Raw genomic sequence first — 13,315 nt, 5'->3', positions numbered from 1 at the left:
ATTAGTTTCTCCCATTCTCTATAAATATATTTTTGTATATTTCCTGATTAGCTGATGGATAAATACGAGTTTTATTAGGAGCCATATAATCTTGTGCTTCTTGAGGAGACCTGAAGAAACCGACACCTGAAAATGCAAACATTGCTGCCCCTAATACAGTTGTTTCAGGCATGTCCACAATGTCAATTGGCATATTTAAAACATCAGCTCTGATTTGATTCCATAAATTATTTTTGGAACCACCACCAACACATATAATTGAATCTGTCTTCGAATCACTAATTTTTTGTAATATATTCAAACCAGCATCAAGCTTTAAAGAAAGGTGTTCCAAAGCACTTCTATAAATTTGAATACGATTCTTGTCTATATTTAGACCAGTAATATTGAATGAATGTTGATTATTTTCATCAATTAATTCTTTAAAATATACCCCATCAGATCCAGGAGGAATTAACGATGCTGCTTCAATAATATATTCATAGTAATTTTCTGAATCTTTAATATCTAAAAACATCTGATTTTTTAACCATTCAAGAACACCAGAACCTAACCATTGAACACCGGGATTAAATACACCATCAATGGCATCAAACTCTGTAGTGAGTCCATCATTAAGATAACGACTATCAGGCTGTGCTTTCTTTGTTCGCAGCATTAGTATTTCCCAGGTCCCTGAACTTAAAACAGGTTGATCTAACTTTGCTCCAGAGCCAAATAATGCAAACTGTGTATCGTGGCCACACGAAACAACCTTCGGGGGAAATGGTAAATTTAATTCTTGAGTAAGTTCATTGGTTAACGGGCCAACTATATCACCAGCGCTAACAGATTTAGGGAATTGTTTATTATCAAGCTGTAATAATGATAAGATTTCCGGATCCCAGTCCCCACTGTCTAAATTAGTCATCATTGATGTTCCAGCCATGGTTTTATCTGTTGTGATCAAACCGGTTAGACGATAATTTATAATTGAAGATATAAAGAGAAAATAATCGAAATTATTATATATCTCTTGTTTGTTTTCTTTCAGCCAAAGCATTTTATACAATGTATTAAACGAATATTGACCAATACCATTTCTTTTATAGAATTTATCAATATCTATTAATTTAGGTAATTTAGCTACCTGTTCTTTTGTTCTGGGACATTTCCATGAAATCATAGGATATTGAAGATCAAGATTATTATTAAACAAAGCACCATCAACACCGAAAGTTGTTACTCCAATTGTTATAATATCGCTATTTCTATATCCATTAATGTTTAATTTAGCTATTGTATTCTTTGCACAGACTAATAACGCATTCCATATTCGTTCAATGTCCCATATATGATACTCAGGAGACTCCAAGTCTGGACTTGTTTCATTTGCTATGTGATGTGAAGCAATCAAATTCCCAGATTCAGACACAGCTATTGTTCTGATATTCGTTGCACCACAATCAAATATTAGGGCTAAAGGCATAAAATAATCCTTAATATTTAAAGATAATAAATATTTTGTCGAAAAAAATTCCTTATTTATAACAACTTACTTATACAGAGGCCCAAAGGCACTGCATGCCCGATAGTCCTGTCCGTCACTGGATGAACCAAATGCACTCCAGGTACTTGGTCTGAAAATGTCTTTTTCTTCTATATTGTGCATACTGACCGGAATACGCAGCATCGAAGCCAGTGAAATTAAATCAGCCCCGACATGCCCGTGCGATATGACGCAGTGGTTCGCTCCCCAGTTCGCCATAACAGAATACACATCCGTAAATGCACCCTTGCCGGTCAGACGCGGAACGAACCAGGTGCATGGCCAGGTCTGATTTGTCCGTTCATTAAGCACCGTATCGACTTCTTCCGGAAGCTCTAATGACCAGCCTTCCGCCAGTTGTAAAACGGGTCCCAGCCCCCGAATTATATTGATACGGCTCATAGTAAACGGCATTCCCCCCCTGGTCAGGAATTGAGAGGAATAACCGCCTCCCCGAAAATATTCGTGTACTGCAGGACACCATTTCGTGTGTGCCAGACATCGTTTACCGTCTTCTTCGGTCATATCCCACACGGGCTTAACGGTGGCTTCGCCATCTTCGTAATGATGCTGGCCCGTTCCATCAAGTGCTGCAGAGCCAGAATTAAGCAGGTGCAAAAAACCGGTCTCCGGTCTGAAGCCGGTAATCTTTTCTACGGAATCTTCACTCCAGTAAGTGCGTACATCGGCAAAAATCTGTGCTTTTCCGGATAGCTGATTGTTCAGCAACATACAAACCCCATTAAGTGAGTCGTTTTCTGTTGCCAGTAGGTGAGGTGCTCTGATGCCATTCCAGTCGTAGGTCGAATTGAGCATCGCTTCCATAAAATCGCCATTTGGAAGATGATCTGTCCATTGACGTTGGCCCTGAAATCCAGCGACAATCGCATTATGACCTAATGCTTCTTCACCAAAACCTAAGGTCGCCAGTTTCTCATTTCCTACCATCAGGTCTCTGGCGATCATGGTCATCTTAATCACGTTGGCCCATAATGCTTCACGTTCACCGGAATTTCGCTGATTCTCAGGCGCATTGACATCAATGCCTTCCTGGCAATGATCCTTAACCCAGCGAGATGCCAGTTCAAACTCTGCTTTGTCGTAAATTTCCCGATCCAACCGGCGCTTAATTTCGGTCATATCGACGTATTCATTACGCATCCCCAGATAGTGCTGGAAGAATTCCTGATTAACGATTGAGCCGGCGATGCCCATGGAAACAGATCCAATTGACAGGTAAGACTTACCGCGGATATTGGCGACCGTTAATCCGGCCCGGGCAAAGCGTAATAGCTTGTCCTGTACATCTTCAGGAATGGTTGAATCATTCGCATCCTGAACGTCTTTTCCATAAATAGAAAAAGCGGGTAAGCCGAGTTGTGAATGCCCTGCTAATGCTGCCGCCAGATAAACCGCTCCGGGTCTCTCTGTTCCATTGAATCCCCAAATTGCTTTTGGCATATAAGGATCCATATCAATCGTTTCAGTGCCGTAACACCAGCATGGTGTAACCGTGACGGTCAGGCCAACATTACTTATTTTAAATTTTTCTGCACAGGTTGCGGCTTCGGCAACACCGCCAATACAAGTATCTGCAATAACACATTCAACGGATTGTCCGTCGGGGTGATGAAGGGTTGATTCAAATAGTGTGGCGACAGATTTGGCCATATTCATAGTTTGTTCTTCTAATGATTCTCTGACCCCCATGCGTCGCCCATCAATTGTTGGACGAATACCTATTTTTATTAAATTATTCTTTTGTGCATTCATTAGGGTACCTCTGTTTCGTTATTGTTTTTGATTAGATAAACTATCAACCCAAAACACACAAAACGGAAACTATTTTGGTTAAATCGTTCATCATGTGTGACCGAAATCAACATTTAAATCGAAAATTGTTGTGTTTATCACTTATATAACAACCGAAAAATAAAATAAACCACATAACGGGCATTAACCGATAGGGTGAATATAAGAACTCGAAAACGCTATAAGAATTCATCAGGTAGTTAATAATGAGTTAATGATGGAGGGAGGGAAAATCTCACCGCAATGAAAACGATGATATTATATAACTGTGAACTTATAAGCTGGCCGGATTAATATTCCGACTGGACAACAAACGGTGGTCAATGCTGTTTGACCACGTCATCTGGTGATACCATAAACATTCTAAGATTTGAAATTTATGGCGACACCATTTTCCTGAGCATAATTAACTAATTCAACATTTGGTTTCTTTTCAACAAATAAGGTATCAAACTCAGATAACGGTGCGAGCTGAATTAGGTTTCTTTTTCCAAACTTAGAGCTATCTGCTAATAAAAATTTACGCTCACATACTCTCATAAACTTTTTCTTAATGGATGCATTTAACTCATTTGATTCCCAAATATTCCCTTCATTATCAAGTCCAACACATGAGAAGATCCCAACATCTATGTGTATTTGATTAAGCATACGTTCAGCTAACGGGCCATAAAATCCAAAATATTTTTCTGAAAAAACGCCACCCGTTGCAATAATCTCAATATTTTTCTTTTCAGCTAAGGCCTGAACATTATACATAGAGTTTGTAATTACAGTGCAAGGAATATCAGGCATTAATTGAGCGAAATACCAACTGGTAGAACTCGCATCAAGTCCAATAATAGAGCCTTCATAAATATGCTTAACAACATTTTCTGCCAAAGATTTTTTAGGGTGTGTATTTGATCTTTGCCTACTCTGAAAAGAATGACCAACATCAGATTTATTTTTGCTAATTGCCCCACCATGAGTTCTGATTAAGGCACCGGTTTTGGAAAGCCTTCTTAAGTCTCTTCTGGCACTTTCTAAAGATATATTATGTTGCTCGGCTATATCCTTAACTGAAATAGTTCCTTTCACGGATAATTTTTCAAGTATCCATGTATCTCTACTGCTATTCATTTTCTCTCCTCACGCATATTTTATTTGAGCAAATTAAACAGAAGTTATTAAACATAAATTACACATTTCACTTCCGTTCGCACTTCTTGTCTCTTTTTTGCCCGTTTATTTCTGTTTTATTATAATTCGGACATTTAAAAAGTAAAACATTATGTTTTTAATTGCCTTTATAGCGATAAATATCACAATTCGTATACATTTTAACCAAAATAGTTTCCGTTTTGTGTGTTTTGGGTTGATAGTTTATCTAATCAAAAACAATAACGAAACAGAGGTACCCTAATGAATGCACAAAAGAATAATTTAATAAAAATAGGTATTCGTCCAACAATTGATGGGCGACGCATGGGGGTCAGAGAATCATTAGAAGAACAAACTATGAATATGGCCAAATCTGTTGCCACACTATTTGAATCAACCCTTCATCACCCCGACGGACAATCCGTTGAATGTGTTATTGCAGATACTTGTATTGGCGGTGTTGCCGAAGCCGCAACCTGTGCAGAAAAATTTAAAATAAGTAATGTTGGCCTGACCGTCACGGTTACACCATGCTGGTGTTACGGCACTGAAACGATTGATATGGATCCTTATATGCCAAAAGCAATTTGGGGATTCAATGGAACAGAGAGACCCGGAGCGGTTTATCTGGCGGCAGCATTAGCAGGGCATTCACAACTCGGCTTACCCGCTTTTTCTATTTATGGAAAAGACGTTCAGGATGCGAATGATTCAACCATTCCTGAAGATGTACAGGACAAGCTATTACGCTTTGCCCGGGCCGGATTAACGGTCGCCAATATCCGCGGTAAGTCTTACCTGTCAATTGGATCTGTTTCCATGGGCATCGCCGGCTCAATCGTTAATCAGGAATTCTTCCAGCACTATCTGGGGATGCGTAATGAATACGTCGATATGACCGAAATTAAGCGCCGGTTGGATCGGGAAATTTACGACAAAGCAGAGTTTGAACTGGCATCTCGCTGGGTTAAGGATCATTGCCAGGAAGGCATTGATGTCAATGCGCCTGAGAATCAGCGAAATTCCGGTGAACGTGAAGCATTATGGGCCAACGTGATTAAGATGACCATGATCGCCAGAGACCTGATGGTAGGAAATGAGAAACTGGCGACCTTAGGTTTTGGTGAAGAAGCATTAGGTCATAATGCGATTGTCGCTGGATTTCAGGGCCAACGTCAATGGACAGATCATCTTCCAAATGGCGATTTTATGGAAGCGATGCTCAATTCGACCTACGACTGGAATGGCATCAGAGCACCTCACCTACTGGCAACAGAAAACGACTCACTTAATGGGGTTTGTATGTTGCTGAATAATCAGCTATCCGGAAAAGCACAGATTTTTGCCGATGTACGCACCTACTGGAGTGAAGATTCCGTAGAAAAGATTACCGGCTTCAGACCGGAGACCGGTTTTTTGCACCTGCTTAATTCTGGCTCTGCAGCACTTGATGGAACGGGCCAGCATCATTACGAAGATGGCGAAGCCACCGTTAAGCCCGTGTGGGATATGACCGAAGAAGACGGTAAACGATGTCTGGCACACACGAAATGGTGTCCTGCAGTACACGAATATTTTCGGGGAGGCGGTTATTCCTCTCAATTCCTGACCAGGGGGGGAATGCCGTTTACTATGAGCCGTATCAATATAATTCGGGGGCTGGGACCCGTTTTACAACTGGCGGAAGGCTGGTCATTAGAGCTTCCGGAAGAAGTCGATACAGTGCTTAATGAACGGACAAATCAGACCTGGCCATGCACCTGGTTCGTTCCGCGTCTGACCGGCAAGGGCGCATTTACGGATGTGTATTCTGTTATGGCGAACTGGGGAGCGAACCACTGCGTCATATCGCACGGGCATGTCGGGGCTGATTTAATTTCACTGGCTTCGATGCTGCGTATTCCGGTCAGTATGCACAATATAGAAGAAAAAGACATTTTCAGACCAAGTACCTGGAGTGCATTTGGTTCATCCAGCGACGGACAGGACTATCGGGCATGCAGTGCTTTTGGGCCTCTGTATAAGTAATCACATCATAATTCTAAGAAAGTAAACAATCTAAAGGTATTGTTATGACTACTCAGGTATTAGATAAAAGTTCGCAACAACAAGTAGTAGAAAAAAAATATTTAGTTCCGTTTATTTTAATAACAAGTTTGTTTGCATTATGGGGTTTTGCCAATGATATTACAAACCCCATGGTCGCTGCATTCCAAACCGTAATGGAAATACCGGCGTCAGAAGCAGCGCTTGTTCAATTCGCTTTTTATGGTGGATATGGAACGATGGCAATTCCAGCTGCTTATTTTATCAGCAAATATAGTTATAAAGCTGGTATTTTAATTGGGCTGGGGTTATACGCAACAGGAGCTTTGCTGTTTTACCCTGCTGCAAAATATGAGTTATTTATATTTTTCCTGATTTCATTATATATTTTGACATTTGGGCTGGCATTTTTAGAAACAACGGCAAATCCATATATCTTATCAATGGGGGATGAGCAAACAGCAACAAGACGTTTGAATTTTGCACAGTCCTTTAATCCCTTGGGATCAATCACTGGCATGTTTATAGCGTCAAATTTTGTTTTACAATACTTGGACTCCGATAAACGTGATAGTACGGGAAACCTTATCTTTAACACGTTGCCAAATGCACAGAAAGCGTTGATAAAAGCGCATGATCTCGAAGTTATACGTAATCCATATGTGATATTAGGTTTTGTCGTCATTGCTATCTTTGTTGTTATCGCATTTTACAAAATGCCAAAAACAAAAACGGGTGGCGATGGGAATTATGTTCGTTTTTCCGACTCAGCCGGACGATTATTTCGAAATGCAAAGTACAGAGAAGGAGTTATAGCGCAAGTATTCTATGTTGGTGCTCAAATCATGTGCTGGACGTTCATTATTCAGTATGCTGGACGTTTAGGCTTCACAAAAGCTGAAGCACAAAATTACAACATTATTGCTATGGCACTCTTTATATCCAGTCGCTTCATTTCTACTGCGATAATGAAATACTTAAAGGCCGATCTAATGTTAACACTATTTGCTTTAGGTGGTTTCATCAGTATCTTAGGCGTCATTTTTATTGATGGAATCGGTGGGTTATACTGCTTAATATCAACGTCAGTATTTATGTCTCTTATGTTCCCAACTATTTATGGCATTGCATTATATGGTTTAAAAGAAGATTCATCTTATGGCGCAGCAGGTCTTGTGATGGCTATTGTGGGAGGAGCGCTTATGCCACCATTACAGGGTGTCATTATTGATCAGGAAGTTGTTATGGGATTACCGGCCGTAAATGCATCATTTATTCTGCCTCTTATTTGTTTTGTCGTTATTGGTCTATTTGGTTACAGAACAATGACTGTCCATAAAAATAAGTAACTTAGCGCCATTTTCAGCCATCAGATTAACTCCCATTTTAAAAATGGGATAAAGGTAAAAAAGACATACTGAAAAAACAACAAAGCCCGCATAAATGCGGGCTTTGTCTGGAATCTGGTGGGTCTAGGCAGACTCGAACTGCCGACCCCTACCATGTCAAGGTAGTACTCTAACCAACTGAGCTATAGACCCAAATTCTTTTCCATTCAATTTAATGGTGCGTCCGAGTGGACTCGAACCACCGACCCCCGCCATGTCAAGGCGATACTCTAACCAACTGAGCTACGGACGCAACTTATTGAACGGAAGCGATATTAACCACAGAAAGAGAGGAGTGCAAGAAAAATTTCCGAAATTGATAACCGTTTGCTCTATACTTCGCCAACCTGAGCTAAATGCACTCAATTTACTCATTCTATTCTTCTATCACTACTCTCTGACCAAAACAGGAGCGACATCTCCTTATTATTATACAGCTCAAATAAATTGTTGCGCGTAACTTTCATTTCCGTAACATACACCAATTGTATAAAATTCACACTCTCAGGGCAGATGGATAAGTTTACTCATTCACATGTAACTTCATTTAACGCATCAATAGCCAAAAGTATTATTTTTTTACTTAGTGCAGTGTCTCTGCTTCTTAGCGTTATTGAGCTGTTCAGTCATAATTTGACAGAAACAACAGTCCTGATTCTCTTCGCCGGATACAGTGGGATTCTGTATTACCTGCATTCTTTCTCAAAATGTTCTTCTATTCTGGTTTCGTCTCTTTTATTTTTTTATACAATATTAGTCGCCGCATGTACTTACTTTAGAGTAACAGACAACGACTTCTGGCTATGTATTACACCGCTGATCATGTATTTTCTAGCCGGGTTCAACAAAGGTTTACTATACACTGCCCTATTTTTTTTAGTGCAGACAACCATTTTTTCCTGTCACAATATTACGACTTCTCAATTGAATAACAGCTACTATACAAGTCTGCTGATTTCTTTTCTGTTCACATGGATAAGCATCCATCTGTATGAAAAAAAACGCATGAATGTTGAAGATACGCTAATGTCTCTGGCCACTCGCGATCCACTGACAGGAGCCAATAACAGACTATCTCTGGCAAAGTCCTTCGGCCAGTATAAAGAGCATAAGAATCACCTTCCGACATTACATTTGTTAATATTAGATATTGACCATTTCAAACAGGTTAATGATACCTATGGGCATGATATTGGAGATAAAGTCTTAATTGATCTCACGTTGTTAATCAGAAAAGTCGTCGGTGATGGCAATGTATACCGAATTGGTGGAGAAGAGTTCTGTATTACAATCTTTGAAAATGGCTTCGAAGAAGTGCTCGCAATTAGTGAGAAATTACGTCAGACAATCGGCGATCATATTTTTAATTTCGGAACGCAGCGATTTCAAATGACATCCAGTATTGGCATCTGTACCTACCGGGATGGTGAAAACCTGCCCAGATTATTAAAGTCTGCCGACATAGAACTATATAAAGCAAAAAATAATGGTCGTAACCAAATATGCATTTGTAATTCGGCCAATGCTGATGACTTTTTTCAAACTGAGCAACCTGAAAATAGTTAAGACTCAAACTCCTCTTCTTCATCTTCAAAAACAACGTTGTAATTTTCAGTATAAGTGCAATGTGGTTGCCTGCTGCAGGTGAAGAAACGCCTGCCTTTAAATTCCCCCATCGTCGCAACTTTAACAACCATTGGGCTACCGCATTTTTTGCAGAAACGAACTTCTTTATCTACCTGAATAAGATCAATATGTGCAGCCAGTAATCGCCGCAACTTACTTACCTGATAGCTATACTTAATCGTCGTTCCAATCAAAGGTATATTGGCGCTTTTACAAACCTGTATAAGCAGCTTCTCCCTATCCACTTTACCTTTATCCAAAGGCCTTCCGTCATTAAGTTCCACAACAGCCCTTGGCTCAAAGGTTCTTGCATCACAAATCACAAACTGAAAATAACTCCGCGCTATTTTCCCTGATGCAATAAACATATCCTTCTTTTTCCGGATATCACGAGGCCGGATAACTTTATCCATCGTAATGTTTGCCAGCACAATGCCATGCTCACCGACAGCACTAACTAACGCATGGTAGAACGAAGTTTCATTCGAACTTAAAACCGGACCTTTGATCTTGTAACTATAGTCCTTTGCTTTATCTTCCTTAATTACGTATTTCTGTGAAATAAAGAAAATAACAAGCAAAATGAGCAAAACAAGAAAGACATTTACCATAACAAAAAGACCCGGTCACAAAAGTAGGTATTATATACCGTTTTTTATTCTATAAATTACCTGGTTAATTAAAGATATACTGGTCCATCATCGCAACCATGCGCCCCAGCTCAGGTTTAGTAATTGTATCATTCGCACCCAACAACAAAGCTTTTGCTCTGTTATCTTCACTCATTAACGAGGAAAACATAACAATAGGCAATTCAGCATAATCTGCACTATCACGAAGTTTTTTCACTAAATGCATACCATCCATCCGGGGCATTTCGACATCGGTAACCAGAGCATCAATCAAATCTGATGTTTTAACGCCTTCTTCCTTCGCAGATTCAGCAATACCAATCAGTTTTTCATAGGCTTCACCGCCGTCCTTGGCGACAATGACATTATAACCGGCAGAACTCAGCGTATCCTGAATCAAAGAACGAATAAAGGCAGAATCATCAACAACCATGATTGTCGCACCATTTCGTTTTGATACCATTTTCTGATTCAGATTAACGGACTTATCTTTCTGAATATCGTATTTCTCCATACTCAATTCAGGATTGATATCAGCAATAATTTTTTCAAAGTCCAGAATCATGATTAAATTTCCATCCATCCGTACTACGGCAACCACGCAATCCTGCTCACCCGATTCCAAAAACTGGCTTGGTGATTCAACATCATTCCACGAAATCCGGTGAATACGGCTGATACTGTCAATTAAAAAGCCATTGGTCATTTTGTTAAAATCCGTCACTATAACGAATTTATTATCAAAACCTTCTTTGGTTTTTACCCCTAACCATCCGGCTAAATCAACCAACGGTGTTAATACATCCCTGGATGAAAAAACGCCCAACATATGAGGCTGAGCATTTGGGTAATCTGTCGTTTCCGGAACCTGAATGACTTCTCTGACTTTGGCAACATTAATGCCGTAATAACACGTCTTCGTACTACCATCCGGTAACACTTTCTCAAGATGAAATTCAATGATCTCTAATTCATTTGTACCGCTTTCGGTCAAAATTGTGCTCGATGGATTACTCATAGTTACCACTTATCATTATGTTAGAATAACAGCTCACAGGGCTTAGCAATTAAAGTATAGAAGTTGTCTCATTTGTTGCTAAAATAAATGCTTAACTTTATTAATAATTTCAGTTAATCAACCTGGCTACCTTATAAATATATCAACAAATATTCAACAAAAAACCGAATCATATAAACGTTCTTTTCTATTGTCGTCACTTCAAAAAGAACTTTAATCAAGATCATCTAAAACATGAATTACTTCCCAAAAAAATTTTATCGTTTCAAGGCAGATACATTCACCTTGTCTATAATTTCAAAGAGCCTTTAAAAGGGATGTTGATTTAACAAAAAGACACGGAGCCACAAACCATGATAAGAGATGAATTTGGTATTTGCTTATCACAAGAAATGCTGAAAAAAAATCTTAGTTCGACATTTACCCATGTACGAGCTTACGAAATAGAAAAACCAGATAATGAGTCAGTTGACGACGCCCAGGTATTACTATCTTATCCACAAATGACAGGTGAAGATGTGCTGATTTCACAAAAGAAAAACGCAACCCTCGCCTGGAGAGCGGAGCATTTCTGTCCTTCTTTTAAGTAGAAGGTCATTTTTCCCAGTTCCGTCTCATCTTTGTTATTGTGCTTTCGGGAACATTATGGATGTTCCCGAAGTTTTTATTACAAACCCGAATAACCAACCGGACTTTATACCGTTTAGCTAAACGTTTGTATGGAAGCATTTCCCAATATTGAACAAAGGTATTTGCAACAACAACGTCAAATCCATCGTTAAGATACTGCTCCGTCATTTTCTGACACCACTGATGTGCTCTCGGTAATAACTCAGGATGGAAACGATATTCCCCGTCTTTTTCAAAAAACATATCAGCTTCAATATGTTTTGCATTCATCGACTTCGCCAGGGTTGATTTACCGGACCCAGGCAGACCCCGAATTAAATATAACGTTTGCATAACCGGTTTTGGCAACACCGTAGAATCATTTTTAATATTGTACCGATTATTTTGTTATTAGATATGACTTTCTTATCGACAAAATCTGAATATTCGGTTACTTTTAGAAGTATAGATGTCCAGACACTTTTTCTTAGGAGTTTGTTGTGCCTATTAAGATTCCAGATATGCTCCCGGCCGGCGATATTTTACGTAATGAAAACATTTTCGTAATGAATGAAACCCGGGCATCCACTCAGGAAATCAGACCATTAAAAGTGTTGATCTTAAACTTAATGCCAAAAAAGATAGAAACAGAAACACAGTTTCTTCGTCTGTTATCCAACAGCCCACTTCAGGTCGATATTGAACTATTACGTATTGATAACAGGCCAAGCCGAAATACACCTGAAGAGCACCTGAATAACTTTTACCGCCAGTTTGAAATGGTAAAAGATCGGTATTTCGATGGCCTGATTGTCACAGGAGCACCTCTTGGACTGGTTCAGTTTGAAGATGTGGTTTACTGGCCTCATTTGGAGAAAATCATTAACTGGGCGAAGGATCACGTTACATCGACCCTGTATGTCTGCTGGGCAGTACAAGCGGCATTAAATATTATTTATGGATTACCTAAAAAAACCCGGAGCCAGAAACTGTCCGGTGTTTATCAGCACAGTATACAGCAGGAATTTCATCCTTTAATCAGAGGGTTCGATGACTCTTTCCTTGCTCCTCATTCAAGAAATGCAGACTTTCCTATTGATTTTATTCAGGAAAATACCGATCTAAAAATTCTTGCCTCTTCGGATGAAGCCGGTGTTTACCTTGCTTCCAGTCAAAACATGAGACACGTTTTTGTTACCGGACACCCTGAATATGATGCCACGACTCTCCATGGCGAATACATTCGGGACTTGGGTGAGGGCCTGGAACCAGTGATTCCATTTAATTACTACCCCAATGACAACCCGGATAATCACCCGTGTGCAAGCTGGCGAAGTCACGGGCATCTGCTCTTTTCAAACTGGCTCAATTATTGTGTTTATCAGTTAACACCGTATGACCTGAATCAGTTCAGTGAAGATAACTTCACCATCAGTGAAGAGTAATACCTCAAAAAGGCATCATACGATGCCTTTTCTTTTGTCCTTGATCCTAAAATTTTACTCACAATATC

Annotated in this window: 11 protein-coding genes and 2 tRNA genes; 5 read left to right on the top strand and 8 right to left on the bottom strand. The window is 39.6% G+C overall.

The genetic code is table 11. The features are described from left to right. Window position 1: 1 nt before the first annotated feature. The 3 genes from fucK to LRQ06_RS00270 form a co-directional block, all read right to left on the bottom strand. On the bottom strand, window positions 2-1,468 hold the full coding sequence (gene fucK, locus LRQ06_RS00280) for an L-fuculokinase (RefSeq protein ID WP_232764433.1): 1,467 nt from the start codon (window positions 1,466-1,468) through the stop codon (window positions 2-4). A gap of 66 nt (window positions 1,469-1,534) precedes the next feature. Then, window positions 1,535-3,301, bottom strand: a complete 1,767-nt coding sequence (fucI, locus tag LRQ06_RS00275) for an L-fucose isomerase (protein WP_232764429.1) — start codon at window positions 3,299-3,301, stop codon at window positions 1,535-1,537. 402 nt (window positions 3,302-3,703) lie between these two features. Then, window positions 3,704-4,462 (bottom strand): DeoR/GlpR family DNA-binding transcription regulator, encoded by a 759-nt coding sequence (locus LRQ06_RS00270; RefSeq protein ID WP_232764431.1) that lies wholly within the window; start codon window positions 4,460-4,462, stop codon window positions 3,704-3,706. A gap of 282 nt (window positions 4,463-4,744) precedes the next feature. Here LRQ06_RS00270 and fucI (LRQ06_RS00265) point away from each other — a divergent pair, with 282 nt between their 5' ends. Next, complete coding sequence (fucI, locus tag LRQ06_RS00265; protein ID WP_232764429.1) at window positions 4,745-6,511, top strand: L-fucose isomerase; 1,767 nt, start codon at window positions 4,745-4,747, stop codon at window positions 6,509-6,511. 44 nt (window positions 6,512-6,555) lie between these two features. After that, complete coding sequence (gene fucP, locus LRQ06_RS00260) at window positions 6,556-7,878, top strand: L-fucose:H+ symporter permease (protein ID WP_232764428.1); 1,323 nt, start codon at window positions 6,556-6,558, stop codon at window positions 7,876-7,878. Window positions 7,879-7,993: 115 nt separating this feature from the next. On the opposite strand, the gene LRQ06_RS00255 is transcribed toward fucP, so the two are convergent. Both LRQ06_RS00255 and LRQ06_RS00250 read right to left on the bottom strand, forming a co-directional pair. After that, a tRNA-Val gene (locus tag LRQ06_RS00255) sits at window positions 7,994-8,070 on the bottom strand. A gap of 23 nt (window positions 8,071-8,093) precedes the next feature. Continuing rightward, window positions 8,094-8,170 (bottom strand) — tRNA-Val (locus tag LRQ06_RS00250). Window positions 8,171-8,430: 260 nt separating this feature from the next. On the opposite strand from LRQ06_RS00250, the gene LRQ06_RS00245 reads away from it, so the two are divergent. Further along, a complete protein-coding gene (locus tag LRQ06_RS00245) occupies window positions 8,431-9,483 on the top strand; it encodes a GGDEF domain-containing protein (RefSeq protein WP_232764427.1) in 1,053 nt (350 codons plus the stop codon). On the opposite strand, the gene LRQ06_RS00240 is transcribed toward LRQ06_RS00245, so the two are convergent. Together LRQ06_RS00240 and LRQ06_RS00235 are read right to left on the bottom strand one after the other, a co-directional pair. Next, window positions 9,480-10,154: a DUF2726 domain-containing protein gene (locus LRQ06_RS00240; RefSeq protein WP_232764426.1), complete on the bottom strand. Its 675-nt coding sequence runs from the start codon at window positions 10,152-10,154 to the stop codon at window positions 9,480-9,482. The two genes, LRQ06_RS00245 and LRQ06_RS00240, sit on opposite strands and share 4 nt — an antisense overlap. Window positions 10,155-10,218: 64 nt before the next feature. Next, complete coding sequence (locus tag LRQ06_RS00235; protein WP_232764425.1) at window positions 10,219-11,193, bottom strand: chemotaxis protein; 975 nt, start codon at window positions 11,191-11,193, stop codon at window positions 10,219-10,221. A 353-nt stretch (window positions 11,194-11,546) separates the two neighbouring features. Between LRQ06_RS00235 and LRQ06_RS00230 the strand changes: the two genes are divergently transcribed. After that, entirely contained in the window at window positions 11,547-11,783 is a 237-nt protein-coding gene (locus tag LRQ06_RS00230; protein ID WP_232764424.1) for a hypothetical protein, read from the top strand. Between the two features lie 4 nt (window positions 11,784-11,787). Here the strand turns inward: LRQ06_RS00230 and LRQ06_RS00225 are convergent, their stop codons facing one another. After that, entirely contained in the window at window positions 11,788-12,156 is a 369-nt protein-coding gene (locus LRQ06_RS00225) for an ATP-binding protein (protein WP_232764422.1), read from the bottom strand. Between the two features lie 146 nt (window positions 12,157-12,302). Between LRQ06_RS00225 and metA the strand changes: the two genes are divergently transcribed. Continuing rightward, on the top strand, window positions 12,303-13,247 hold the full coding sequence (metA, locus tag LRQ06_RS00220) for a homoserine O-acetyltransferase MetA (protein ID WP_232764420.1): 945 nt from the start codon (window positions 12,303-12,305) through the stop codon (window positions 13,245-13,247). Window positions 13,248-13,315 lie beyond the last annotated feature (68 nt).

Origin of the sequence: Vibrio salinus (genome assembly GCF_021272385.1) — a bacterium.
In the GTDB taxonomy this organism is placed as follows: Bacteria; Pseudomonadota; Gammaproteobacteria; order Enterobacterales; family Vibrionaceae; genus Vibrio; species Vibrio salinus.
The sequence above is the reverse complement of the archived record's forward strand: the minus strand, read 5'-3'. Positions and strand labels throughout refer to the sequence as shown.

Bases quoted from the DNA above. Each gene is read 5' to 3' on its own strand.
- fucK (WP_232764433.1), bottom strand. From the start codon at position 1,468: ATGCCTTTAGCCCTAATATTTGATTGTGGTGCAACGAATATCAGAACA.
- fucI (WP_232764429.1), bottom strand. From the start codon at position 3,301: ATGAATGCACAAAAGAATAATTTAATAAAAATAGGTATTCGTCCAACA.
- LRQ06_RS00270 (WP_232764431.1), bottom strand. From the start codon at position 4,462: ATGAATAGCAGTAGAGATACATGGATACTTGAAAAATTATCCGTGAAA.
- fucI (WP_232764429.1), top strand. From the start codon at position 4,745: ATGAATGCACAAAAGAATAATTTAATAAAAATAGGTATTCGTCCAACA.
- fucP (WP_232764428.1), top strand. From the start codon at position 6,556: ATGACTACTCAGGTATTAGATAAAAGTTCGCAACAACAAGTAGTAGAA.
- LRQ06_RS00245 (WP_232764427.1), top strand. From the start codon at position 8,431: ATGGATAAGTTTACTCATTCACATGTAACTTCATTTAACGCATCAATA.
- LRQ06_RS00240 (WP_232764426.1), bottom strand. From the start codon at position 10,154: ATGGTAAATGTCTTTCTTGTTTTGCTCATTTTGCTTGTTATTTTCTTT.
- LRQ06_RS00235 (WP_232764425.1), bottom strand. From the start codon at position 11,193: ATGAGTAATCCATCGAGCACAATTTTGACCGAAAGCGGTACAAATGAA.
- LRQ06_RS00230 (WP_232764424.1), top strand. From the start codon at position 11,547: ATGATAAGAGATGAATTTGGTATTTGCTTATCACAAGAAATGCTGAAA.
- LRQ06_RS00225 (WP_232764422.1), bottom strand. From the start codon at position 12,156: ATGCAAACGTTATATTTAATTCGGGGTCTGCCTGGGTCCGGTAAATCA.